Raw genomic sequence first — 26,002 nt, 5'->3', positions numbered from 1 at the left:
AAATGTCAAGTTAGTTACTCCGAAAATAGCGTTTCAAGCCTTATAGCTGGAATTTCTCATGCTAATTCTAGGTGTTTTGGCTGATATCGACCATATCAGCTATATTAGAGTTAGTTTTTCCAGTTAGATTAATTTCAGGCGATATCCACGCTGGATTAGCGTGAGGATTTCCATCTAATTCTTTTCCTTCCTTCCGCAGCCGCCCGAAAATCCTGGTCTCCTCTAGATTAAAAGCAACCTTTGAATATCGCTTCATGCCTCATCATTTAAGCAACATCACTATAGCAACATCCAAGAAGCGGCCGGACTCATTTCTGGATTTTCTAACCCCATTCTGAGGGGAATTTCCCTACAAAATAGACGCTTCCATTCCCACTTACATGGTGGTTTTGGGGGCGTCTTTGTACATCGTTTGGGACTGATTCATTCACTGATACCCTTATGGGATAGCCTCGTTTTAATTTTATTAACTTACTCTTCCGGCAGAGATGTATCATCGAATAACGCTCCCGCATAAACAGATCGGCCGCCTTGCCAGTGGGGTTCGACCGACCGCCATGCAATGCGCGGGAGCGTGCCTGGGATTCGCGCGCGTTGAAAAAACCTCAAGCGACCCTATCGCGTCCTTCCAGCCACGCTCCCGCGCATTGGAAGTTCACCGTCTTGTTGAATAGAAGATTGCGGAAGGGGTAATTCCCTCCATTGCAGCGAGCTGTACATAAAATAACCCAGAATAGGAAAGAGTATGAAACACACGATAAAGGAACAAGCAATCCTATCAGCGGGGTGCCTTTTAATGACCATCTTAGAGTGGCTTCGACGGCGTTCGAACAATAAGCAGCAGCAGCGGCGTTCCCAAGCGGCGGAAGTACCGGATCAATATTTGAATAATCATGAAGATGAGCGCCTCCCAGAAAGTCTGGAGGATGCGGTTGCTATTATTTCCGGGTTATTGGGCGAAAATGATGATTTTATGCTGCGCCATTTCCATATATTCGGACAATTCGATGCAGCATTGATTAACTTTTCCAATATGACGGACAGCGATGTTGTGAACACGGATATATTAAGGCCGCTTATGTATAAGCCTGAGCAGTTAGCCGGCACGATCATCCCCCAGCAGCAATTAATGGATGTTCTGTTGAAAGACGCGCTCTATCACAGCAAAGGCTCATCGGAATGCAGACTGTCCATGATTATGGAGTCGCTGCTGCGTGGCGGTACGGTCGTTTTAATAGATGGTTTGGGTGAAGCCATTATTGTCGAGACGACAAAGGTGGACAAACGGTCGATCGATCAACCCCAAACCGAGCAGGTTATTCGTGGACCACGTGAGGGTTTTATCGAGCAATTGGGAACGAATATTTCCTTGCTGCGCTACAGGCTGCCGACAACCGATTTTCGAGTGAAAATGATGAAAATCGGCCGTGTTACGAAGTCGAAAACAGCGATTTGTTACTTGAAGGGAATTGTCAACGATGCGTTGGTGGAGGAAGTGGAGAGAAGGCTTTCTATCATTGACATTGATGGAGTGCTTGATGTCGGTTACTTGGAGCAATTTATAGAGGATAACCATCTATCGCCATTCCCTCAAGTTCAGAACACGGAACGTACAGACAAGGCGATAGCCAGCATGCTGGAAGGAAGAGTCATTATTTTGGTGGACGGCTCGCCCTTTGCTCTGATTGTGCCAACGGTATTCAACCAATTTTATCAGACGACCGAGGATTATTCCGAACGGTTTCTAATGGTAAGCTTTATCCGATTATCACGGTTGCTGGCATTGTGCTTCTCACTTGTTACACCTTCTCTGTATGTGGCCATCATCTCATTCAACCCGGAGCTTATACCAACGGAGTTTGCGGTCGCTGTTTCAGGAGGGCGTGCCGGAGTGCCGTTCCCTTCCATTCTTGAAGTGCTCGTTATGGAAGCTTCCATGGAGGTGCTGAGGGAAGCTACTTTACGTCTGCCGCAGCAAATTGGCGGAGCCCTCTCGATTGTCGGCGTTCTTGTTATTGGACAAGCAGCGGTATCGGCAGGTTTCGTTAGTCCAATTACCGTTGTGGTCATAGCTCTAACTACAATCGGTTCCTTTGCCACACCGGCATACAATGCGGCCTTAGCTTTGAGGCTGCTGCGATTCCCACTTGTTTTTTTTGCAGGGATGTTCGGGTTATACGGTGTGATGGTAGGTCTCATCCTGATTGCCAATCACCTACTGTCTTTAAAATCGTTTGGCGTCCCGTATTTAAGTCCCGTGGTTCCCGGGAATTTCGATGGAATGAAGGATACGGTTGCACGATTGCCCCTGTGGACTATGAGAAAAAGACCGACGATGCTGCATACGCCCAATCATGAGCGTCTTGGTGGTGATGTGGAGGATAAGCTGAAAGAACAGCCTATCAACACATTGGATCCCCTGAAGGTAGGAAATCAGAAGGAGGAGAGTACGAATGGAGCATCCCCGTCAGATCACGGCGATTCAAGCAACGGGAGTACTCATTAGCACTATCATCGGAGTAGGTGTGCTTCCCCTGCCCTTGTTTGCAGTTAGTGCTGCCGATACAGGCGCTCCTCTGGTGACGCTGCTGTCCGTTATCGTTGCCTTCATTGGCTTGTGGCTTCTTACGAAGCTTGGTATGAGGTTTCCGAATCAGTCGATTATCGAGTACAGCCAAACGATCCTGGGCAAATGGCCTGCCAGAGCAGGAAGCCTGCTGATCATTGCTTTTTTTGCCCTGCTGACTTCGCTGGCAGCCAGGGAGTTCGGCGAAGTTGTCATTACTTCGGTTCTAAAGAAAACACCACTCGAAATAACCGTAATTGTTATGCTCATATTAGCTACACTCTCGTCTCGTACGGATGTGACTACGTTTGCTTATATCCATCATTTTTATTTACCGGTTATAGTTTTTCCTGCGGTATTAATAGTAGCGCTGTCTCTGAAAAACTCGGAGCTCGTCAATTTGCTGCCCGTATGGGGGAATGAGCCCTCCGGTATGCTGAAGGGGATCTTGACTATAGCTGCCTTATTCCAAGGCTCCTTTGTTTATACAATGGTAATTCCAGCTATGCGGAATCCGGACAGAGCTATGAAGGCAAGCTGCTGGGGCATAGGTATTGCAGGGGGGCTGTATTTTTCTATCGTTGTCGGAGCAGTTGGTGTGTTTGGTTCAGAAGAGACCAAGAAGCTGCTGTGGCCTACATTGGAACTCGCGAAGACGACAAGCCTGCCGGGTAATGTTCTGGAAAGACTCGATGCAGCTTTTCTTGCTGTGTGGGTAATAGCTGTATTCACCACCTTATTCTCCAGCTATTACTTTACCATCCATGCGCTAAGCAAGCTTTTTAAGCTGCGGGATCATAAGCTGTTTTCCATGTTCATTTTACCGGTTCTGTTTGCTGCCGCAATGTTTCCGGAAAATGTTTTGCACATGTATAAAATCATAGCCATTGTAGGGCGTTGGGGCTTATTGCTTACGATCGGCTATCCGTTGTTGCTTCTGCTGTTGGCTATGATTCGTAAGAAAAGGGGGGATACGGGTGGGGGACAAGGATTGGAGCAGACGAGTTAAACTGTTACTTCTTCTTTGTCTTACTTTTCCGCTGCTCTCCGGCTGCTGGGACCGTCTGGAAATCGAGGATCGTGCCGTCATATTAGGAATCGGTGTTGATGTGTCGGATCGGGGAGCAGAGGTTGAGGAGAAAGAATTCTTCCGCATGCACGGGACGCTTCCGCCGCCGAAGACAGGGCTGCTTCGCATCACCGTACAAATTGCTGTCCCCGGACGGATTCCATTAGGGCCCGGAGGTGGGGGTGGAGGTGCGGGAGGAGGTGGCGGTGGGGGCCAGAGTACAGTATGGGTCGTGGACAGTGAGGGACATACGCTTGACGATGCTGTTAACAACCTGCAGCAAAGGGTCTCAGCTCCGCTATTTTTCGGTCATTTGCGGGTTATAGTAGTTTCCGAAGTATTCGCACAAAAAGGGATAGAAAATCTGAATGATTTCTTTCGACGCAACGCGGAAGTTCGCAGAGCGAACTGGATGTTTATATGCCAAGGAAAAGCATTTGATGTGATGAAGGCATCGCCGCAGCTCGAACGGGTGCCGACATTATATCTAATGAATACGATGGAGCAGTCGGTCAAAATGGGCAGGTTTCCAAACGACTTTCTGGGTGTGTTCTGGAGCGCTACTTCTGCTAAAGGAAGGGAGGGTTATCTTCCCTATTTGGTGTTGAAAGGTCAAGAGACTGTAGAACTCGGCGGCATAGCCTATTTCAAAAATGATAAAATGGTCGGTTTGACTAACACGCTGGAAATCACCTTGTTTATGGGGCTTACCGGGGTTAATGTCGCGGGAGGGCAAGGTTTTGTCAATGTGCCGGGGACATCGGAGTATGTCTTGTTCGGGGGGCGAAACCGCAAAACCTCATTCAAAACCGAAATTAGAAACGGAAAACCGCACATCACAGTGTATGTTCATATAGAGGGAAATATATTGGAGAAGTCCAACGAGTCGGTCACCCTAAAACATGAGGTTATTAAGCAGATTGAGAGCCAGTTGCAAAAGGATATTGTTAAATCTTATCAAGCGTTAGTTAAAAAGACACAGGACAAGGGTGCGGATATATTCGGCTACGGGGAGCAATTCAGAGCGAAGCATCCGCAATATTGGAACCGCGAAATTAAAACCAAGGCCAAGTGGCAGGAAACGTATGCGGAGCTTTCCGTTGAGATTAAAGCGGATATTAATATAAGACGTATCGGGATGAAAGCGACTTAATTTACAAGGAAATCCCGTGTTGAACGAAGCCGGAATGGAGGGTTTATAACGTTTGAATCTAACCTTTTCAATAGGGTATGCGAACTTCACCGTATTATTAATGCTGCTTACAGGGGTCTTTATTCTGTGGATTGACGTAAAGGGCTATAACCGTACAGGCATGAAGAGGGAACAACGTACGGCTCGTTTCTTGGGATGGTTTAATATCATAGCAGGCTTGGGTACGTTCATAGTCAATTTGTTTTATCAAAGCATGCAGCTTTGAATGAGGTATCCAACCCTTTTATAAGCAACATTTGACGATGATAACCATTATCATTATAGTGAAGATATCCTAGTTGCAACATGGAGGGGTGTCTGCTTATGTTTATTCAAATGAGAACCATCGTAGTAGAGAAGGGAAATTCCGACAAGGTTGTGGAAAAGTTCGGGCAGCCAACGCGGATTGATGAAATGGAAGGACTTCTCGATGTGCATGTCATGGTTAACAAAAAAAGTAAAGAGACCGAAGAAATTATCGCTATGATCAGGTGGGAATCTGAGGAGGCCTGGAAAAATTGGGAGAAGGACCCTGTTCATATTGAAGGTCATCGTAACAGCAGAGGCCAAGAAAAGCCGGCATATGTTATTAGTTCGAATGTTAATATGTATGAAGTGAAAAAGGTAAAACCAGGCACATTTGGCAAGTAAATCGCATGCGGTGTGAGCTTGTGCCAGCAGCGCATAACAAAAACAGTCCAGCATTGGCCTTAACGGCTCTGCTGGACTGTTTGGTTATGCGGGGTTTTCACCGGGTGAGGTGCGTTTGGTGCTGCTGGTGTCGGTCTGCTTTCGACCAAATTGGAAGTAGAACAGCACCGTGTTTACAATGATGAGCAAGCTTAGTACCAGAAAGATATTGCTGAACACGGCAGCCGAAGGTATCAGTAGCAGCGGATTGTACGCCGGAGCGGTTTCCCCGGAATCGAGCATTCTGCCGATGAGTGAGGTTGCAATAGCCCCCGATATGAAGTTGGCCATCATGAAGAGGCCCATGCCGACCCCGGTTTGTTCTCTTGGCAGCGTCCGCGATACGGTATTGGACAATCCTATTCCCAAGAATGTAGCTCCAATATTGCCGAAGATCAGAAATACCCACAGTATAGTCGGTTGGATCCCGGCGGTAATGGACAGCAGCACAAAGGAAATAAACTGCAGAGCAACAGCTATAAGCACAAGCATAACATTACCCTTTCGGTCTGCCAGCTTTCCGCCGCTCCTCCCAAGGAAGGATGCTATAATAGCCCCAGGGAACATGACGAAGCCGACAACTGCAGGGGATAACTGATTCAATTGAGTTAACATCTGCGGAATGATAAAAGGGATGCCAAAGCCCAGCCCGCTGCCGATGAATGAAACCAGGATGGCGATGGTATAGTTCTTGTTCTTAAAGATAGAGGGCTGAATAAACGGATGTGCCGAACGGCGGATGTGCAGGATAAAGAGCACAAGCAGCACAGCCCCAACGAGAAACAGCGTCCAGGCTCCATTGGTGATGCCAAGCAAAAACACGGTAATGGTTATGGCTAGTATGGAGCCGCCGAGCAAATCAGTTTTGCCTTCCGTTCCTTTATTGTCATCCAAGTATTTACGGTAAGATGGCAATGTGAGCAGAACGATTACGGATAATAGGAACAAATAGCGCCAGCTGGCGAGGCTTGTCACAAATCCTGCAATAATGGGACCGATAGCCGTTCCCAGTGCTAAGCCTGAGGACGTAATTCCGAGTGCTCTGCCGCGGGTTTCGGGCGGGAAGTAGCGCACCGGAATAATCATTGCTGTGGCCGGGATGACGGACGCGCCTATGGATTGAAGAATACGTCCTGCAATAATCATCCAGTAATGTGTTGCGGCAAAGCCAAGCAAGGAACCCACTGCGAAAAAAGTCAGTCCTATGGTTAATAAATCCTTGAGACGGTACTTATCCGCCAATTTTCCATAGGTTACCGAGCCGATTGCATACACGATAATATAAGCCGTGACCACCCAGCTTACTTGCGATGCCGAGAGTTGGAATTCCCTTCCGATTGTAGGTAAAGCGACGTTAAACATAGTCGCATTCATTACAGAAAGAATCAGTGTAAAAGCTAGTACCCGGATTAGTTTCTCTCCCGATTGAGATGTAGTAGTCATAGAGCCTCCTTCTTGAATCATCAATACCTAACAATACTTTAGTATAACGCATTTAACAGGCTATGGGAAAAGCTTGTAAAAACTTACATTGACTATGAGAATCATTTTCAAATAGTATGAGTTTAAGGATACATGAAATTTTAAACTACTTCTATTACTAAGGATGTGTGTTTATGTCTTTTAAACCAGATCGCAGGGGCTACTTTTCATTGGAATACATAGGGACTGAAGAGCTCCATGTAATGGAGAGAAGCGACTTGCGCGTCAATAGAAGGAATGAACACTGCTTTGGTTTTGCGCTTCAGGAAAACGTAACGGTGACTTTATACAATAAAGATAAAAGCAAGACAGGCAAGGTTCTTAGCGGTGAGTTCTTCCTCATTCCGCCTGATTGTGATTTTACCCTGCATAATGAAGCTGAACGTACGGCTTCACTACTAATTATAGGGTTTCATTGTTTGCCATTCCAGCATTCCGTTACCCAGCATAAGCCTCATGTTCGTACTCAGCCGCTGCTGCTGATAGAGGAATTCCAGCTGTATAGCTTCCGAATGCCGCAGGTTCGCAGCTGGATTCAAGATTTTATGAGTGATTGTAAAAAGGGAGAACCTGCGCTTTTATATCAACTTCAATCGCATCTTTATGCAATGGCCGCCGCCTTCATGACTTTGGTACAAAAGCCGAAGGAGCTGGAGGAAGGGCTAAAGGGTTACGTCGAGCAGACCCGGCAGTACATGCTTGAGCAATATCACCGCGATATGGACATTGAAGAGCTTGCCCGTCTGTCGGGATCCAGCTCCAGCCGTTTTTATCAGGCATTCCGCAGACATACAGGGCTTAGTCCCAATAAATTTATTACCAAAATCAGGCTGGATGCATCTTTAAGCTTACTGGCAAATACACGGGAGCCTATTATAGACGTAGCTCATTCCATAGGGTATGCAGATGAATATTACTTTAGCCGTTTGTTTAAAAAGCATATGGGCATGGCCCCGACCGAGTTCGCAGCTTGTGCTCAGAAGACAGTTGCCAGTCTGTCCCCTGTATTTCATGGCGATTTGTCCGTACTTGGAATTACCTCGCAGGTCGCTTTAAAGAGAGGCTGGTCGGAATCACCCGATAAAGCACTTATGCAGCTTAAAAGATGTCAACCGGAGCTGATTCTGACCTCCCCTATATCTGATGAGGTGTACCGGTCGTTATCAGAAATCGCACCTGTTGTCATGCTTCATTGGAAACGGATGTCTTGGAAAGAGAGGCTGCTTGAAATCAGCAAGCATCTCGGTGTGACCAGTGTCGCTGAGCGGTGGCTATCTTATTTTGACATGAAGGTGGAGAATGCACGTTTTCATATACGCAATCATTTGGGGGATGAGCCGGTGTTGTTGGTTCGCGCCAGTGAGGAGCGGTTTCGGGTGTTTGGTATGCAGAGGCGTAAGATGAAAGACCTGTTTTATGACGATCTGCAGGTAACTCCGCCTGATCTTACGAGGCATATTGCTACGATGGATGCCACCTCTTTGACTGAAGTAGCTGCTTTGGATTGCGACAATGTCTTGTTCCTGGTGGACAAGCTGGAGACGGAGGCGTATTGCGCACAGCTGGAAGACCGTTGGGATCAGCTAAGAAAAGGGCGGGGGAAGAAGCACTGCCTGTTTATCCGGCATGTCGACCCGTTATTGTATAATGCGGCGGTTCATGAGAGTCTTGTTGATCAAACTGTGCAGCATTTCATGCAATACAAAAACTAGACAATGGCCTTACAAAGGCTCGATGGAGTTAAGAGAGCAAGGCTGTGGAAAAATCCAAGCTATAAACAGGAATATCTATTCACCCGTTGTTGAATTGATGTACGATTAATATTGATGAGAATGATTATCATATTAATTCAGCAAATGAGGAGATTCATATGGAATTAGCCCAATTGATTAAGGAAAGACGGTCCGTGCATCGTTTCGAGCAGCGCCCAGTACCTGTTGAATTGGTTATGGAGCTATTGGATACAGCTGTTTGGGTGCCTAATCACAAAATGACCGAGCCTTGGCGATTTATTCTGTTACATGGGGACGGGCGCAAGAAGATTGCTGAGGTGAGCCGTTCTCTGAACGAGAAGCGCGAGCGCGATCCGGAGAAACGTCAGGCGGCAGGGCAGAAGTTTTACGACAAGCTGATGTCCGTGCCAATGTTCCTGGTTGTGGTAATGAAGGAAAACCCTCATGTCGTGGTGCGCGAGGAGGATTATGCTTCAACGAGCTGCTTGATCCACAACTTCAGCCTGCTTGCTTGGGAACGCGGAGTAGGTATGGTGTGGGAGAGCTATCCGCTTATGCACGATCCCGCCTTCCGTGAAGCTCTGGGCATCGGACCGGGTGAGAAGGTAGTAGGCAGTCTGCATATTGGCTACCCGGCGAGCATTCCCTCAGCGCAGGAGAGAACCCCTGCCGAACGGCTGCTGACTATTATTGAGTAGTTTATAAGGGCATGAAGTTATTTGGTGTGATTTGGGCATGACTGAGTTAGAGTATAGAGGATCCTTTAAACAAGAGGCAGGATGGCGCTTGTCTAAAGGGTCTTTTTTGTGTTTTACGGATCCTGCTTGGTGACTTCCATCCCTTTAAGATAGGAACTGGGGATGGTTTCCACATTCCTAATAGTGGGTGCAAAAGCCATTCTTCCAGAAAAAGAAGCTGGGCTTTTTATTTGAAATAAGCCAATAAAAACACAATCGCAAACGAAAAAACAACAATTCGAGCTAAGCATCTTGTTATATATTTAGGCATAGGCTTGTCTATTTGTAAAAGGAGGATCAATAATTTGAAATCGTTTACATATTTTGGTTTAGTGCAACTTTTAGATTTTTGAAAATGATAAGGGAGGCGATTCTAGTGAGCAAAATTAAGAAAACAGTAAGTTTATTTTTGAGTGCGCTGCTTGTTTTGCAAATGGTACTGATTATTGCACCATTGCAGGTGCATGCAGAAACGATCAACGAACTAGCTAAATACGGTGCGAGTGCGAACGCTGTCATTGAACAAACCACTGCGTACCAGGGGTTTCACTTTCCAAGAAACCATCAAGGTGGCTCAACTGCTAGTTATAATGTCAAAGCAGGTAATGGAACGGAGCGGCAAGCGTACTTTAAGTTCGATTTGCCCGATCCTAGCAAAGTAACCCAAGCGGATAAAATATTATTGAGCATAAAGGCAAAAACAACGGTTACAACAAATCCAAGTTTTACTGTGGTAGGGGTAACTTACAACAATTGGAGTTCCGATATTAATTACCAATGGGTAGTTACGAATTCACCAGTACCACCGGCAGGTTCAAACTTGATTACATGGACCAATGCAGCAGTGCGATACAATAGTTCGGTAACAGATTCATTATTGAGATATGAGACAAAATATGGGGCTCAGGCCACTGAACTGGGAACCTTTTCCCCTACCGCAGCTGATGATGAATATAGGGTTGACGTAACTAATTTCGTCAAACAAAATAAAACTGCAGGAGCGGTTAGCTTCTTGGTTAGAGCAACTGAAAAGACACAAACCGGTGCTTCGACCATTTATAACTCTTTTAACACTGACGCTGATTTTAGCAGTTCGTTGTTCGGTAGTACCAACAAAAAACCAGCCTTGATTCTTCAGAAATTAGAAGGTTCAGGACCTAATCTTCCCTATACGATTCTGCCGGCTAACGTAACAGCCAGTGCCGATGACGGTAACATTCCTCAAAACGTGGTAGGCAACAATCGCTACTATCGGTGGTCTGCTCAAAACACGGCTGATCAACGTCAGTGGATACAGCTGGACCTAGGCTCAGCAAAGCCGATAGGTTATCTGGGCATTGCGTTCAATGCGGGGAAAATCAGGAAATCCTTTTTTGATATTCTTGTTTCCAACGATGGGATAACTTGGACACCAGTACTCGTGGGGCAAGAAAGCAGTGGAACAACAGAAGAAGTGGAGCTCGTCAATCTGAGTGGCAAGAATATAACAGCTCGTTACGTGCGGTACCTCGGAAATGGGAACAGCGCACCGAATTCAAAGGATTGGAACAGCTTAACAGCCTTCCAAATCTATCCGCCGGCTGCGGATGGCAGTACTAATCTTATTCCGGTTCCTTATACGGAGCCTCCAAAACCTCCGGCAAAACGTAACACTGTACCTGGTTTAGTCGATGGAGATGGAGCGCCATACATTCCGTATGAGCCAAATCGCAATCCAATAAAAACGTGGAACATTGTCACAGATTTTGGTGCTAAACCGGATGATCCTAATTTTGATAATTCGCTTATTATTAATAATGCCATAAGTGATCCTAGAGTTCTTGCTAATCATGAAATCTATTTCCCTAACGGTGTTTACCACCTCAAATCAACGATGAGTACGGATGCTTTATCCAATTTCCAAGTGAAGAGTAACGTCAATCTTCGTGGTGAAAGCGAACAAGGCACCGTTCTACTCTCTTACTTTAATGAACTGAATGGCAGCTCACGAGTAATTAAAGCTTTCGCCAAGAAAGAATTGCTTATCTCCAATTTTACTATCAAGTCGATTTTTGGGGACAAGTTGAATGAAATGGGACCAGACGGTCAACCGAAATATGCATATTCTACGAACACAAATACAGCGAATCCTAAAATCGGGGGATATGGAAACGGGATCTATATCGACCAGAGTGGTGGTATTGGATCTAATAAAATAGTTGTTGAGAATGTCACTGTAGAGCATTTCCAACGTATGGGCATAAGGGTTAGCCGGAGCCAAGAAATCACCATTCGAAACAGCACCTTTAAAAACGCTACTGATGTCGGCGCAGGGGGAGCAGGATATGGCATAGCTGTTCAAGGTGACACTACTAAAGTTGATCACTTCGGTGAACCTATTGATGTGTATTTCAACCTTGTTGAAAACAATAAGTTCCTTGGGCCCTATCTCCGACATGGAGTGATTGTCCAGCATTTCGCGCATAACAACCTGATAACAAAAAACTATGCCAATGGGACCTTGTTAGACTCTCTTGATCTTCATGGTGAAAATGAATATTTAAATGAAATCAGCTATAACTTGATCGAAAATGTTCCGAAGGAAGCGATTGGGGTCGGCAATACGGGAGGTACTCCACCAAATACGAATCACTCAGCTTCCGGCCCGAAGAACTATATCCATCATAATACACTTAAACATAATCGTGACGGCGTGATGGTTTACATGGGTTCCCCAGATACGATAATTGAAGCGAACGAGATTATCGGAACGTTAGATTATAAAATGTATGGCGGAACGAGTGGAGATGATGGGACTACTAATGTAGTTCAGGATGGAGTTGGCATTAAACTCCACAATGCTCCAGGAACCATTGTTAAGAACAACATTATCAGAGGCAACACTGCAGCTAATTACTCGGGAATCTTGCTATCTCATCATAATGGAGATAGTAACGTAAATATGCTTGGTGCAGGTGCAGGTGATCCTGAGAACGTCACAATAACCGGAAATACTGTAACCGGAAATACTTACGGATTAAGGATCGAAACAGGGAAAAATATTATTGTTAAGGGTAACACCATCAAGGATAATCTTATTCGGAATTTGAAGGTTGATATTGCTTTGGCCGAATCAGACTTGAAGGAAGCGGAGGCAACCTTAAGCAGCTTGAAGGTAACGGATGGTACTACGCCTCTAGACTTGTCACCAGCGTTTGCAGCAGATAAAACAGACTACTCTATAGCCAACGTAGCGAATCGAGTTAGCTCGCTTGTCATCAATCCAACACCGCAAGTTAATACTTCGGTTATTAAAGTGAATGGAACGGTTCTGACCGGCACGAACGGTGCTACAGTTGCTCTGTCTGCTGGACCAAATAACATCACAATTGAAGTCACTGCTGAAAACGGTACTAAGAAAAATTATCAAATAACAGTAGTCCGTTTTGGTTCCGGGTCCTCTGGCAGTACTAGTGGGGGATCTTCATCGGGAGGATCTTCATCAGGTGTAACACCGACTCCTGCAGAAGGAACTAAAAACAACCAATCTACACCATTGACTTCTGAAGTTAAGACGGTTAATGGCAAAGAGGTAGCTCAAGCTAAAGTCGATGATAAAGTAATTGATGCTGCTTTGAAGAATACGGACATTGGCAAGCTTAAGCTGGCAGTAGATTCTACTGTAAAAGCAAATCAAATGGTCGTAACTTTGAATAACAGCGCCTTGCAAAAGATCGCGACGGAAGACAAAGTGAAATCAGTGACCATTGATACGAAATTAGGAAGCTATGAGTTGCCTGTGAAACAGATCAACCTTCAGGAGTTGGCGGCGAAGCTTGGAGTTTCCAAAGAAAATGTTAATGTTGAAATAACGATTACCAAGAATGAGGATGCCGCGGAAAAGGCGAAGTCCTCCGGTCAAAAAGTGCTTGGAACGGTTGAATTTACGGTTAAAGTCACTTCAACGGATGGAAAAAGTGTAGAGCTTTCTACATTTACTCAATTCGTGCCTCGTACTATCAAAGCAGAAGGGACCTTAAACGCACGTAATTTAGCAGCAGTTCGTGTAGAGAAGGATGGTCAAGGAAGCCCTGTTTACCAGCCGGTTCCGTTCACTGTATCCGGTGCTGAGGCCACGCTTTATAGCAGAACGAACAGCACTTACATGTTGTTAGAAAATAATATTACATTTGCCGATGTTAAAACTCATTGGGCCAAAGACGAAATCGAACGTATGGCCAATAAATACATTGTGCAGGGCGTGTCGAAGGATGAGTTCCAACCGGATCAAGCGGTTACCCGTGCCGAGTTTGCAGCATTGATTGCCCGGTCTATGGGATTGAAGCCGATAACCTCATCCCAAAACAAATTTAATGATGTCCGTTCCGGGGATTGGTTTGAAGGTCAAGTGTATGCTGCGGCAGAAGTTGGTATCGTTTCGGGCTACGATGATCAAACCTTCCGTCCGAATCAAAAAATTTCCCGTCAGGAAATGGCTGTGATGATCTACCGTGCAATGAAATTTGCGGGATTTGATAACAAAAGCCAAGTGGGATCGAATGTAACGTTTACAGATGAGAATCTGTTTGAGAATTGGGCGAAGGAAGCTATTTCCGTAATGGCTAACAAAAAAATCGTAGAAGGCGTCGCTTCCGGTAAGTATGATCCGACAGCAACCGCTACTCGCGCTCAAAGCTCTGTAATTTTAAGCAGAATGCTTTCTATTGTTCAGTTTAATCAATAACATGATAAGCAAAAGACCCGCCATCTCTTAAGCAGAGTTGGTGGGTCTTTCTCATCCTATAGGTACAACAAAATTCCATGGTTTCTAGCGGAAAATTCCATATATTTTTGATAAAGCCAGGGATATAATTTTAGAAAATGGTACTGGGGGATGTCGACATGAATCAGAAGGGCAATGTTGAGGAGCAGTATAAGCTTCGGAGCCCCTTAAGATAAGGGCCAATACACATCGTCTGTACTCTGAGAATGCAATAAATCTGGACGTGGAAGCTCAAAAGCTAATGAATTTAAATGGGACAGAAGCGGTTCTGGACGTGGGCTGCGGTCCAGGCGCATTTCTGCGTTTTTTAAAAGACCAAGGCCATTCAGGACGTCTCGTGGGTTTAGATCAATCCCCAGGAATGATTGCAGAAGCACAAGATTGAGGGATTTGTCGGGGATGTGCAGCAGATCCCTTTTGGGGAAGGGGGCTTTCAGTGGGTTTCAGCTAGACATATGCTGTATCACGTGTTAAATATACCAATCGCATTGGGGGAAATGAAAAGAGTTCTGTCATCCAATGGAAATGTAATTATTACAACAAACTCGCAAAGATCGCTGTCTGGAATAAGGGAGCTCCGCAACCGAATGTTATTGAGCTTTGGTTATCAGGAGACAAGTTTGCAGGAAGCTTTTATTCATACTTTTTGTATCGAGAATGCGAATGAAATTTTGCGAGCCGCTTTTTCTTCTGTTCGGGAAGTTGTCTATGAAAATGCTTTACTCTTTCACAACTCTGAACCGATTGCAGCTTATGTGGGTACCATGTTCAACATGCTGGATATCCCAAATGACGAAAAGCTGCATGCTGAAATGCGAATGTGGCTGAAGGTCGAAGCTGAACGAATGATACGGAGTCATGGGGGTACTTGGCGTGATCCGAAAAATACGGCGGTCTATATTTGCCGGTGACGATTAGAGAAGCTTCCCTTCCCACGCACAAATGTTGTCTGTATTTCCGCAGCATAGGCCAAATGACGAGACTGCTGTGGTAAAATATAGAGCAGTAAGAAAACGTTGTCAAAGCGGAAACACATCAAAATTTATTTGTGAGGGGAATGGCTAATGGTAGAGCATCTGGTTTTATTCAAATTGCATGAGGACACAACGGAAGCAGATAAACAGAAGGTCGTGGAGACCCTGCAGGGTTTGAAGGATATTCCCGGCATTGCCGAGTTTTCAGTCGGTCTAAATCATTCCCAAGAGGGCAAAAGCAAAGGCTTCGAAGTTGGCATGAGAATTGGCTTTGAAGACCAGGCATCGCTTGATGCATACTTGCCTAGTGAACGCCATCAGTCGACTGTGGGACTGGTAAGAGAGCATTTTGCCGATGTTATCGTGTTGGATTACACATGGTAAGCAAGGAGAGCTTGAGATGAGCAGGGTAAGTTATGACGAGATGAAGAGTGAACTGCTTCGTGTTCTTTTGAAGAATGGCTTTTCTTCCGAGCGGGCTGAGCTGTGCGCGAGGATGTTTGCCGATGCGAGCCGGGATGGTGTGTACTCTCACGGCTTGAACCGTTTTCCTTCTTTTATCGAGCAGATTAAGAAAGGGAATGTGGTTGTGGATGCAGAGCCTGTGAGAATCACAGCTTGGGGAGCCTTGGAGCGTTGGGACGGTCAATATGGCCCCGGTAATTTGAACGCGCATGCTGCTATGGAAAGAGCCATTGAGCTATCCCGTGAGCATGGGTTGGGAGCTGTTGCGCTGAAGAACACGAATCATTGGATGAGGCCCGGCAATTACGGCTGGCAGGCCGCGGAAGCGGGCTGTATTGGCATCTGCTGGACGAATACGATGCCAAACATGCCTCCATGGGGCTCCTCAGAGAGCAAGATCGGCAACAATCCCATCGTTCTGGCTGTTCCCCGCGAGGGAGGGCACGTCGTACTGGACATGGCAATGGCTCAATTCTCCTATGGACAGCTGCAGTCTTACATATTCCGTGGGGAGCCGCTGCCGATTGAAGGTGGTTATGATGACGCCGGCAATCTGACGCGAGATCCGGCTGCCATTATGAGAACGCAACGAACGCTGCCGATCGGCTACTGGAAAGGCTCCGGGCTATCCATTATGCTCGATTTGATCGCTGTCATGCTATCAGGAGGCAAGTCTACCTACGATCTTGCTCAAGAGGGCGGAGAGCGGGGGATTTCGCAGGTGTTTCTGGCCTTTGACATGACCCGCGACCCATCGCATCAGGAGCTGGCAGAACGCATCGAGCAGATCGTGCAGGATTTGCAAGCAGCGGAGCCGGCACCTGGCTTGGGGAGTGTTCGTTATCCCGGCGAAGAAACGCTGCGCAGAAGACAGATCAATCTGGAGCAGGGGATTCCTGTTGAGCCGACGATTTGGCAGCAGGTGCTGGAGTTGTAAGCAGCTAGCAGCTCTATGTCGGGCTGAACTCATAAGCAGGTGAGAGAGTTCCACTCCCAAAAAAGCGGGCCACCCCACGTAGAATAAATCTACTCGGGATGGCCCGCTTTTGAATTGCAGGCGTGTTCCATTGATATCAGACAGAGAACTGTCACACAGCCCGGTTGAACTGGCTGGTGTACAGGTTGTAGTAGAAGCCTTGGGCAGCCAACAGCTCTTGATGGTTGCCTCGCTCTATGATTTCCCCACCGTTCAACACGAGAATTTGATCCGCTTCACGGATCGTGCTCAGCCGGTGGGCAATTACAAAGCTGGTGCGTCCTTTCATCAGCGAGTTCATCGCTTCTTGAATATGCATCTCGGTGCGCGTATCGACGGAGCTCGTCGCTTCGTCGAGGATCAGGATCGCCGGATCGGCCAGGATGGCCCGGGCGATCGTGAGCAGCTGCCGCTGCCCTTGGCTCAAGTTGCCGCCTTCCGCGGTCAACTGAGCATCATATCCCTGCGGCAGCTTGTGAATAAAGCTGTCGGCGTTAGCGAGCTTCGCCGCGGCTTCAACCTCTTCGTCCGTCGCATCGAGACGGCCGTAACGGATGTTCTCCCGTATCGTGTCGGAGAACAGATAAGCATCCTGCAGCACGATACCGAGCTGCTGGCGCAGGCTGTTCTTCTCCAGCGACCGGATATCTTCGCCGTCAATAGTAATGCTGCCGCTATCGATATCGTAGAAGCGGGTGAGCAGGTTGACGATGGTTGTTTTTCCGGCTCCCGTGGGGCCGACCAGTGCGATGGTTTCCCCCGGCTTGGCAGACAAGGAAACATTCTTCAGGGTTGGCGTATCCTTTTTATAACTGAAGCTCACATTATTGAACACGACCTCGCCCTGTACTTGCCCCAATTGTTTTCCTCCGTTAGCTTCATCAAATTCGGGTTTGACATCCATAACCTCGAATACTCTTTCTGCTCCGGCAATACCCGACTGGATCATGTTGAACTGGTTCGCAAGCTCATTGATAGGCCGTCCGAATTGCTTGGAATAGTTCAGGAAGGCGACAATGATCCCTATGGTGGTCATGCCTTGGATAGCCATCCAACCGCCTACAGCTGCGATCATTGCGTAACTCGTATTATTAATAACGTTCATGACAGGTCCGATGAAGCCGGATAAAATTTGTGCTTTATTGCCGGCTTCTCGCAGCTTCGTATTGATTTTATGGAAGTCCTCAATCGCTTTTTCCTCGCGATTGAACGTTTTGACCACCCTCTGCCCGGAGACCGTTTCCTCAATAAACCCATTGAGCTCACCGAGGCTTTGCTGTTGTCGGCTAAAAAAGCTGCGGGTCCGCTTAGCGATCTGGCCGGTCACACCCATGGCCACCGGTATAATAATAAGGCTGAGCAGTGTAAGCCATAGATTCAAGCTAAGCATCATAATAATGGCGCCGGCAAGGGTCAGGACGCTGGTCAACAGTTGAGTCACGCTCTGATTCAAGGTGTTGGTCACGTTCTCGATATCGTTGGTCGTCCGGCTCATGAGCTCACCGTGGGTTTTGCTGTCAAAGTAGGGGAGCGGTAGCTTCTGCAAATGCTCGAACAAATCGCGCCGCAGCTCAAAAACCGTGCGCTGTGATAGTCCCGTTATGACGTAGGACTGGATCCATGAGAGTGCCGCGCCAAATACATAAATGGCAAACAAGGTGAGACAAAGCCACAATAGGCCATCGTAGTTTCTTGGGATGATATACCTGTCGATGGAAATCCCGATAAGATAGGGTCCGATCAATGCCGATACTGTGCTGAGCGAGGTTAAAATAACAACAGTGATCAGACTTTTGCGCTGTTTGCGCAAGTATTGCCATAGTCTATAGAGGGTGGCCTTAGTATTCTTGGCGCGTACGACTTTGCCCATCATTCCGCGGCCTGGCCCCATACCACCACCGGGACCGCCTCCAGGGCCCATCATGATAGGAGGGGCGGCTGCAGGACCGGGAGACGAATGCTTCATTGAATCTCTTTCGTTAGCCATGGATAACCGCCTCCTCGCCTAATTGCGATTTATAAATATCTTGGTACACCGCGCTGGTCCGGTATAGCTCTGCATGGTTTCCTTCGGCAACCACTTGCCCATCCTCCAGCACAATAATGGTATCCGCTTCGAGTACGGACGATATCCGCTGCGCAATTACGATCCGTGTGGTGTGTGCGGACTGCTCCTTGAGCGCCTTCTGAATCCGGGCTTCGGTTCCCAAGTCAACAGCGCTTGTGCTGTCATCCAAAATCAGCACGGGAGGCTTCACGAGAATCGCCCGGGCTATGGAAATTCGCTGCTTTTGCCCGCCGGAGAGGTTGACTCCCCTTTGTCCGACAACCGTCTTGTAGCCATCCGGCATGCCGATGATAAAGTCATGAGCCTGTGCAGCTTTGGCCGCCGCCTCCACTTCTTCTTGCGTTGCATCGGGCTTGCCGAAGCTTATATTTTCCTGAATCGTTCCGGTGAACAAGACCGCTTCCTGCAGAACGACTCCAATGCGGGTCCGCAAATGCTGCAGATCGATATTCTTCACATCGGTTCCGTCAATAAGTATGCGTCCTGAGGTTGTATCGTACAGCCGTGGGATAAGGTTAACCAAGCTGGTTTTACCTGAACCTGTCGCGCCCAGGATGGCTATCGTTTTGCCTGGCTGAGCCGTGAAGCTGACTTTTTTGAGAACGAGCGATTTCATGTCGTTAGGATTTTTATTCTCAACATCAGCGTCAGAATCGGCAGCCGAGCTAGTGTGATACGCAAAGGATACGTTATCGAAAACAACTTCTCCATTGCGGATAACGTTAGTCTTGGCTGTTGCGCTGTTGATGATTTCCGTATCGGTCTCCAGCACTTCGTTCATCCGCTCAGCGGAGGCTCTGGCACGAGATACGTTCATCAGCACCATACTGACCATCAGCAGGGAGAACAGCATCTGGGTCACATAGTTGAGGAATGCAATTAGATCACCCACCTGAATGGAACTGCTCCATACTTGCTGCCCTCCGAACCAGAGCACGAGCGCAATGCTAGCGTTCATAATAAGCATCATAAGCGGCATGATCAATACGACTATGCGAGTGGCTTTGGTGGCAATCTCCATTAATTCTTCGTTGGATTTGCCGAACCTTTTATTTTCGAAATCAGCACGGACAAAAGCTTTCACGACCCGGATACCAGTCAAATTTTCCTGCAAAACGTTGTTTACGCTATCCAGCTTCTTTTGAACCTTGGAAAAAAGCGGAAAGCCCTTGCGGATTACAGTGGTTAGCACGATCAACAGAATCGGAGTGACTGCGGCTAATACCAAGGCAAGCGATGGACTGATTGTAATAGCCATGATCAAGCTGCCGATTACGAGAAGAGGGGCTCTGACTAATATGCGCAGCGTCATCAAGACAACGTTCTGCACCTGTACAACGTCGTTCGTTAACCGAGTTACGAGGGAGCCGGCTTTGAATGTATCCAGAGTACGGAATGAAAACGATTGCACTTTGATGAACAGGTCTTTACGTAAATCAGTGCCAAAGCTTTGCGAGGCGGTGCTGGAAAAGAATGTGCAGCCAATCCCGCCGATCAGGCCAATCAAAGCCGTTCCTACCATAAGCAGCCCCGTCTGCTGAATGAAAGCTAAGTCGCCATTTTGAATACCAATATTAACAATGTTGGCCATGTATTTCGGTTGAAGCAGGTCCATATAAACCTCGATAAGCATAAAAAGCGGGGCAAGTATGACAGCCAGCCAGTAGGGCTTAAGATATTTAGCTAATTTCCACATGCTGAGCACCTCATTTCGTTTGTCGGCATTTCGATCCAGAGCAGGGCGGCTTGTCGTCTTTGTTACACGGCCGTCCATACCTTTGTTCTTGTTCTTGATCTTGTAACAGATCGAGGTTTTTCTTTAGATTGTCGTACATTTGCAGCAGCAGCTTGCGCAGCAGCTCCTGATCTTCAACGGTAAAATTTTCGAAGCATTGAGCTTCCATAATTTTAAAAGCATTCCGAACCTCTTCGTGAGCTTCTCTGCCCTTATCCGTCAAATACACCCGGGAAATTCGCTGGTCCTTATCGTCCGGTTTGCGTTCCACAAGCCCGTTTTTCTCGGTGCGATTCAGCATAACTGTTAGGGTTGCCGGTTTTATATGCAGTTTCTCGGCAAGCTCCTTCTGGCTTTGACCGTCTTGCTTGGATAGGGCGAAGAGAAGCGGCGGCTGGCCTGGATAAACTTCCTGATCTTGAAGCAGGCTGTGCATAGTGTGGCGATGCGTCCTCAGCACCCGCATAAACACAGAGTGCAGAGAATCTGAAGTATGAGTATCCATAGTTATTCCCCCTCACCTATAATTTAATTAGTCGACTAACTATATTATTACCATTTGTTTCCGCAGCCGTCAACTGTGCGATTGAAGATTCTCGAAACGCGGCTTTCAGAAACAAATATAGGGATTGGATCGTCCAGTTTTACTCCACCTTCAAAGCAGCCCACAGGAACACAAAACACGCCAAACACACCGCCAACGATCCAGCGAGCACCGATACCCAGAACCACGGAGTTCTCACAAATTCTACCGCTTCGCCCCAAACAGACTCTGTACGGTTATTTTCCTGGAACTGTTGTATGGATTGCTCCAGGAAAGCTTTTGCCTGCATTTCATCCTGGCTTTCAAGCTGCTTCCAAAGCTCAGCATGCAGCTGCTGAATCGATTCTTTGTGTTCGCTGTCTTTTAATAAAGTCATTGAATGCCCTCCTATTTCCAGTTTTTATATATACTACCTAATATCTTTAGACTTAACGAAGTGTGGAATAGTTTCAAAGATTTCAGGAATTTTTATCAGAAAAGCATATAGCAGTTGACTGAATATAGGGTAGTGGGGTATACTATGTTCATGAAGTTGTTCAATACTCTAAAAGTCTATGATTGAACCGTGAGTCCTTAAACACATATGATCATCTATTACCCGAGTGTTTCTGGGCGCATATAACAAACTAACCAAGTAAGGGGAAATGAAAGATGACGAACGTGACATTGAAAGTAGAAGGTATGAGCTGTGGACATTGTGTTAATTCCATAGAGGGGGCGCTAGAGAAGATCGGTGTAGACGGAAAGGTTGATCTGGGAAATAAATCGGTTGCGGTTTCTTTTGATGAACAAAAGGTTACCCTTAATAAAGTAAAGGAAACTATAGAGGATCAGGGATATGACGTTGTTTAATTGATAATAAAAGAAGCTGGGCGCATATCCGATGGTAGCAATAATAGAACAGAGTGGAGAGTAACCTATGAGGAAAACATTAGTTGTGCTGCTTGCAATAATAGCATTCAGCACTTTAACAGCGTGCGGCAGCTCCAAAGGGGCTGTGACGGCGGGAGAAAGCCATCCCTCCGGTCATGGAGGCGGTCATGGGCAGGGAAATGCTGCGGATAAGATCGGCGGGGACGCTGCGCAGGATAAGCTTAAAGCTTCCTTTGCTTTTGGCGATGGTGGAGTAAATGCAAATCAGGATACGGAAGTAATGATACAAATAACAGGTGAAGACGGTACCCCGGTTAAGCAATTTAAAGAAAATCATGAAAAGCTGATGCATCTCATTGTTGTCAGCCAAGATTTATCCTTCTTCAACCATATTCATCCTGATTATCAGGGTAATGGCAAGTTCACGGTAAAAACCCGCTTTCCTGCGGGAGGCAAGTTTAAAGTATTTGCTGACTTCATTCCGGCCGGCGGCTCCAATAGTACCAAGAGTGAATGGGTGCAGGTAAAAGGGCAGGAAGCAGCGCCGATTGAAGTGAAGCCTGATTCCAGTCTCATTAAGCAAGTCGGGGATAAGGAAATTGAGCTCAAGCTTAGCGGAACAAAGGCGAAGGAAGAGGTTACTTTAACATTCAACATCCGGGATGCGGCAACGAAGAAGGGGATAAGTAACCTCCAGCCTTACCTGGGCGCGGTGGGCCATGTAGTTATCTTATCCAGGGATGCCGAGCAGTACCTCCATGTTCACCCTGTAGATGAAAAAGCGTCAGGCCCCGACGCCAAGTTCGCCACTTCGTTTCCGCAAAGCGGTATCTACAAAATCTGGGGACAGTTTCAGCATGAGGGCAAGGTATTCACAGTACCTTTTGTAGTTGATGTGAAATAAAGGGTTTGCAACCGACTGTCCCAAGTACTATGCGGGATGGTTTTTTGTTGTCCTCCATAGATTAACGAAAAAAAACGGGCCCTATGCAATAGGCCCGCGGATATCTTCATATAATGCCTGCAGCTCTTCCTTGCTGTCGAATAGGTTCAGCCAATCGAAAACGGCGAAGGAGAAATCAACGAAGGCGCGACCTGTAGCCGTAATCACATGACCGTCGCGAACGACCCGCTGCTGAAGAAATTGGTCGCGAGGAAAAGGGTCGCTTACGCCGAGGCTTGCGATAGCAGCGGGAGAGCAGGAGGTCGTGAAGCTGTGACGGTCCAGTATGCCCGCACGGCCAAGAAATTGGGGGCCGTTGCAAATCGCGGCAAGCAGCTTCCGCTCCTTGTCCAGCTGTTGAATAAGCTGTGTGAGCTGAGGCGGCTGCTCTGTAATCGGCCCACCCGGTATCAGCAGCGCTTCTATATCGGGGTAGTCGAAGGCTTCCTCGATCGTAGCGGCTGCCGTATAAATGAATCCGGATTGACTGACAAGCGGATTCAGGTCACTGCCGATGGTAATGATCTCTTTGTTGCCGACTGTCAGCAGCCGGTGGAAAGCGAACATGACCTCGAATTCGGCCATATTTGGATAAATAAAGCATAATACTTTTCCCATCTGCCAGTACCTACTCTCTTTGAAAAAATTTTTTACTCAATAATCGGTCGGTTCAGCCTCAGTTCGTCATAGCTGCATATGCCTTCATCAAGCGCATTCTGGCGCAGTGCCAAGTACAACTCCGCTTTTGTGGCATTTTCATAAGGCATTACAAACAATACACCAACGAACAATGCTAATACCCCTAGCAAATACCAACCTATAAATGAAAGATCCAATACAAACATATCGAATTTTTGGCCTGCTGTCATGTTTTTACTTAATTCAACAGCCCGCTTGTACCCGATGTTCGGATTATCCCCCAAAATATAAGGAACGAGACTGTAGGCGTACGTTTTAACAATACCCGGAATGATTAGAAGCAGGAACCACAAGAAGGTGAGGAAGGCGCGCCAGAACATGGCTTTTATAATATCGAGATATCTTGTTTTAGTAAAAGCGTACCCCAGGTAGTTCATGTTGACATCACTTTGTGCGGCTTGAGAGAAATAGCGTCTCCCTCCAACTTCAAGTGGAAAACCGAGAAAAATACGAAACCCTAGAGCAAATACGATGACTGCAACAGCGACAATAATGATGATTATCAAAACCAACAAAGGGAAATCCTCATTACCCGGCGAGTGGAAGCTGGAAGGTCGATTATAATTGAAATTAAAGGACCCGCTGCTGGAACCTCCTACAAACGCAACAATAAGGCTAACTAAAAATGCTTTCCAATAGGACAATCTAAGCACATCTTTGGCTCTTGCTTTGAGAATCTTGCGATCCCACATATGTATCCCCCCTAAGATTCATTTTGTTCAGGAAGCGCTAAATAACCGCTCTTTGTATAAGTACTTATATTCAACCAAATTATACCATAAAAAGAAGTCCGAAGAGCATCAGCCTGTGGTAGGAACTTATATTGCAGGACATTTCTTGTTATACTGGAAGAACATCATGAATTGTCTGTTTTCTGCTTATGCCCTTTTTTATATAATGAGATTGGACTCTACGAAAGGTGGTAATGATAGTGGGATTGAACAAAGAGCAAACAGTGATAGGTATGGTAGGCACAGGTGTTATGGGAAAAAGCATGGCCGGTCATTTCATTAAGGCAGGCTTTGAGGTTCATGTTTACAATCGCACAAAGGCCAAAGCAGAGGATTTACTTGAGCAGGGAGCCAAATGGCAGGATTCACCTGGACAGCTGGCGCAGCACTGTAATGTTATCATTACGATGGTAGGCTTTCCGAGCGATGTAGAAGAAGTGTATTTGGGGGAGCAGGGCATTCTGCGAAATGCTAAGCCGAACAGCTACCTTATTGATATGACGACATCCAGCCCTGCGCTGGCGGTAAAGATATATGAAGCAGCTCTTGAGCACAAGATGGTATCCTTGGATGCTCCGGTTTCCGGCGGTGACGTAGGGGCTAAGGAAGCAAGGCTGTCTATTATGGTTGGCGGAGATAAGGAAGCGTTCGATACGGTTCTGCCGTTGTTCGAAATCATTGGCAAGAACATTGTGTATCAAGGACAAGCCGGAGCTGGCCAGCACACAAAAATGTGCAATCAGATAGCTATCGCGAGCAACATGATTGGGGTATGTGAAGCCCTCGTATATGCAAAAAAAGCGGGATTGGACCCATCCACCGTGTTGAAAAGCATTGAGTCCGGAGCAGCTGGAAGCTGGTCGCTCAGCAACCTCGCACCGCGAATTATTGCCGAGAACTTTGACCCGGGCTTCTATGTGAAGCATTTCATCAAAGATATGGGAATCGCCTTGCAAGCAGCAGAAGAAATGAAGCTGGACATGCCGGGTCTGTCATTAGCCAAGTCATTGTACGAGCAGCTTGCGGCAATGGGCGAGGAGAACAGCGGCACACAGGCGTTGTACAAAATCATTGATAAGTAAGAGTGAGGCCGCTGTTTGGGAATAGGATGGAGGGGCAGCAGCTTGGGCGTAAAAAAATATGGCAGCTGCCTTATGGGCAAAGATGCCACATAAGCTTCCTATCCTATGCACAGGGCGTTACAGATGAAGACAAGCGAAAGACAGGTGAGAGTGCGCTAATAAAGCACGCCTTCACCTGTCTTTTTATCATTTTGTCTAACGGGACACGAGTGTATTTTTATCCAGATAGCTTTGGATAAAGGCTTTACTTATAATATCAGACTTAATAAATATTCTCAGCGGAGAGGAGCTGAACTAGTCTGATATTGCAAGAAAAGCAACCGCTAAGACACGGATGTATCATCATCCTGAGGGCTTCGGATAGAAGATTTACTTTTTACAGGAATTTCTCATGTTAATTTCACCCGAACTCTCTGAAATACTGATATAACTGGAAATTCTCCATCTAACTCCACGAGTTTTCTGAGAATCGACTGAATAGGTCATAATTAGCGCCGCTATTTCCAGTTATATACATAGATATACGTTAAATCAGAGAAATTAACATGATGTTTTCCACTAGCGTTGCATCAGACCTTACACATCATCAACTTAGTAAATCATCGTGTGAAAATTCACAAAGTTTTTCCATGACATAGTTAAAACACAACCCCACCTAAGCGTAGGTACATATTTCCAAAA

The 26,002-nt window shown here is 46.6% G+C and carries 22 protein-coding genes and 1 pseudogene; 16 read left to right on the top strand and 7 right to left on the bottom strand.

The features are described 5' to 3' along the window. Nucleotides 1–796 precede the first annotated feature (796 nt). The 5 genes from NV381_RS26440 (at nt 797) to NV381_RS26420 (ending at nt 5,478) form a co-directional block, all read left to right on the top strand. A complete protein-coding gene (locus NV381_RS26440) occupies nt 797–2,506 on the top strand; it encodes a spore germination protein (protein ID WP_258216303.1) in 1,710 nt (569 codons plus the stop codon). Continuing rightward, a complete protein-coding gene (locus tag NV381_RS26435) occupies nt 2,454–3,575 on the top strand; it encodes a GerAB/ArcD/ProY family transporter (protein ID WP_258216302.1) in 1,122 nt (373 codons plus the stop codon). Before NV381_RS26440 ends, NV381_RS26435 begins: the two co-directional genes overlap by 53 nt. Continuing rightward, on the top strand, nt 3,544–4,788 hold the full coding sequence (locus NV381_RS26430; RefSeq protein WP_258216301.1) for a Ger(x)C family spore germination protein: 1,245 nt from the start codon (nt 3,544–3,546) through the stop codon (nt 4,786–4,788). The genes NV381_RS26435 and NV381_RS26430 overlap by 32 nt, the downstream gene beginning before the upstream one ends. 52 nt (nt 4,789–4,840) lie before the next feature. After that, on the top strand, nt 4,841–5,053 hold the full coding sequence (locus NV381_RS26425; RefSeq protein WP_258216300.1) for a CLC_0170 family protein: 213 nt from the start codon (nt 4,841–4,843) through the stop codon (nt 5,051–5,053). A gap of 98 nt (nt 5,054–5,151) precedes the next feature. Next, nucleotides 5,152–5,478, top strand: coding sequence for an antibiotic biosynthesis monooxygenase (locus NV381_RS26420; protein ID WP_258216299.1), 327 nt, complete (start codon nt 5,152–5,154; stop codon nt 5,476–5,478). Nucleotides 5,479–5,562: 84 nt separating this feature from the next. On the opposite strand, the gene NV381_RS26415 is transcribed toward NV381_RS26420, so the two are convergent. After that, on the bottom strand, nt 5,563–6,960 hold the full coding sequence (locus tag NV381_RS26415; RefSeq protein WP_258216298.1) for an MFS transporter: 1,398 nt from the start codon (nt 6,958–6,960) through the stop codon (nt 5,563–5,565). Nucleotides 6,961–7,133: 173 nt separating this feature from the next. On the opposite strand from NV381_RS26415, the gene NV381_RS26410 reads away from it, so the two are divergent. The 8 genes and pseudogenes from NV381_RS26410 (at nt 7,134) to yiaK (ending at nt 16,607) form a co-directional block, all read left to right on the top strand. Further along, the gene (locus NV381_RS26410) at nt 7,134–8,711 is read left to right on the top strand and encodes an AraC family transcriptional regulator (RefSeq protein ID WP_258216297.1); all 1,578 of its coding nucleotides are present in this window, start codon (nt 7,134–7,136) and stop codon (nt 8,709–8,711) included. A gap of 158 nt (nt 8,712–8,869) precedes the next feature. Continuing rightward, nucleotides 8,870–9,430 carry a nitroreductase family protein gene (locus tag NV381_RS26405; RefSeq protein WP_258216296.1) on the top strand — a complete coding sequence of 187 codons (561 nt, stop codon included), beginning with the start codon at nt 8,870–8,872 and terminating at the stop codon, nt 9,428–9,430. A 415-nt stretch (nt 9,431–9,845) separates the two neighbouring features. Beyond that, nucleotides 9,846–14,192: an S-layer homology domain-containing protein gene (locus NV381_RS26400; protein ID WP_258216295.1), complete on the top strand. Its 4,347-nt coding sequence runs from the start codon at nt 9,846–9,848 to the stop codon at nt 14,190–14,192. A gap of 280 nt (nt 14,193–14,472) precedes the next feature. Next, nucleotides 14,473–14,616 carry a class I SAM-dependent methyltransferase gene (locus NV381_RS38540; protein ID WP_419182303.1) on the top strand — a complete coding sequence of 48 codons (144 nt, stop codon included), beginning with the start codon at nt 14,473–14,475 and terminating at the stop codon, nt 14,614–14,616. Beyond that, nucleotides 14,597–14,755 (top strand): annotated as a pseudogene (locus tag NV381_RS38535) (methyltransferase domain-containing protein); the annotation flags it as partial. The gene NV381_RS38540 and the pseudogene NV381_RS38535, both read left to right, overlap by 20 nt. A 63-nt stretch (nt 14,756–14,818) precedes the next feature. Next, complete coding sequence (locus NV381_RS38530) at nt 14,819–15,142, top strand: hypothetical protein (RefSeq protein WP_419182308.1); 324 nt, start codon at nt 14,819–14,821, stop codon at nt 15,140–15,142. 153 nt (nt 15,143–15,295) lie between these two features. Beyond that, nucleotides 15,296–15,589, top strand: coding sequence for a Dabb family protein (locus NV381_RS26390; protein WP_258216293.1), 294 nt, complete (start codon nt 15,296–15,298; stop codon nt 15,587–15,589). A gap of 16 nt (nt 15,590–15,605) precedes the next feature. Further along, complete coding sequence (gene yiaK / locus NV381_RS26385; protein ID WP_258216292.1) at nt 15,606–16,607, top strand: 3-dehydro-L-gulonate 2-dehydrogenase; 1,002 nt, start codon at nt 15,606–15,608, stop codon at nt 16,605–16,607. Nucleotides 16,608–16,758: 151 nt separating this feature from the next. On the opposite strand, the gene NV381_RS26380 is transcribed toward yiaK, so the two are convergent. The 4 genes from NV381_RS26380 to NV381_RS26365 all read right to left on the bottom strand — a co-directional run bounded on the left by NV381_RS26380 (nt 16,759) and on the right by NV381_RS26365 (nt 21,369). After that, on the bottom strand, nt 16,759–18,567 hold the full coding sequence (locus tag NV381_RS26380; RefSeq protein WP_419182307.1) for an ABC transporter ATP-binding protein: 1,809 nt from the start codon (nt 18,565–18,567) through the stop codon (nt 16,759–16,761). 58 nt (nt 18,568–18,625) lie between these two features. Continuing rightward, nucleotides 18,626–20,410 (bottom strand): ABC transporter ATP-binding protein, encoded by a 1,785-nt coding sequence (locus tag NV381_RS26375; protein WP_258216291.1) that lies wholly within the window; start codon nt 20,408–20,410, stop codon nt 18,626–18,628. 10 nt (nt 20,411–20,420) lie between these two features. After that, nucleotides 20,421–20,954: a MarR family winged helix-turn-helix transcriptional regulator gene (locus tag NV381_RS26370; RefSeq protein ID WP_258216290.1), complete on the bottom strand. Its 534-nt coding sequence runs from the start codon at nt 20,952–20,954 to the stop codon at nt 20,421–20,423. Nucleotides 20,955–21,093: 139 nt separating this feature from the next. Beyond that, on the bottom strand, nt 21,094–21,369 hold the full coding sequence (locus tag NV381_RS26365) for a hypothetical protein (RefSeq protein ID WP_258216289.1): 276 nt from the start codon (nt 21,367–21,369) through the stop codon (nt 21,094–21,096). 275 nt (nt 21,370–21,644) lie between these two features. Between NV381_RS26365 and NV381_RS26360 the strand changes: the two genes are divergently transcribed. Together NV381_RS26360 and NV381_RS26355 are read left to right on the top strand one after the other, a co-directional pair. Next, nucleotides 21,645–21,845, top strand: coding sequence for a copper ion binding protein (locus NV381_RS26360; protein ID WP_258216288.1), 201 nt, complete (start codon nt 21,645–21,647; stop codon nt 21,843–21,845). A gap of 67 nt (nt 21,846–21,912) precedes the next feature. Then, entirely contained in the window at nt 21,913–22,770 is an 858-nt protein-coding gene (locus NV381_RS26355; RefSeq protein WP_258216287.1) for a hypothetical protein, read from the top strand. A gap of 81 nt (nt 22,771–22,851) precedes the next feature. Here NV381_RS26355 and NV381_RS26350 read toward each other — a convergent pair whose 3' ends face one another. Continuing rightward, entirely contained in the window at nt 22,852–23,427 is a 576-nt protein-coding gene (locus NV381_RS26350; protein WP_258216286.1) for a DJ-1/PfpI family protein, read from the bottom strand. A 32-nt stretch (nt 23,428–23,459) separates the two neighbouring features. Next, nucleotides 23,460–24,200: a DUF975 family protein gene (locus tag NV381_RS26345; protein ID WP_258216285.1), complete on the bottom strand. Its 741-nt coding sequence runs from the start codon at nt 24,198–24,200 to the stop codon at nt 23,460–23,462. Between the two features lie 239 nt (nt 24,201–24,439). Here NV381_RS26345 and NV381_RS26340 point away from each other — a divergent pair, with 239 nt between their 5' ends. Further along, complete coding sequence (locus NV381_RS26340; protein WP_419182302.1) at nt 24,440–25,321, top strand: NAD(P)-dependent oxidoreductase; 882 nt, start codon at nt 24,440–24,442, stop codon at nt 25,319–25,321. Nucleotides 25,322–26,002: the final 681 nt, after the last annotated feature.

The organism is Paenibacillus radicis (ex Xue et al. 2023) (assembly GCF_024722015.1).
Taxonomy (GTDB): domain Bacteria; phylum Bacillota; class Bacilli; order Paenibacillales; family NBRC-103111; genus Paenibacillus_S.
The sequence above is the reverse complement of the archived record's forward strand: the minus strand, read 5'-3'. Positions and strand labels throughout refer to the sequence as shown.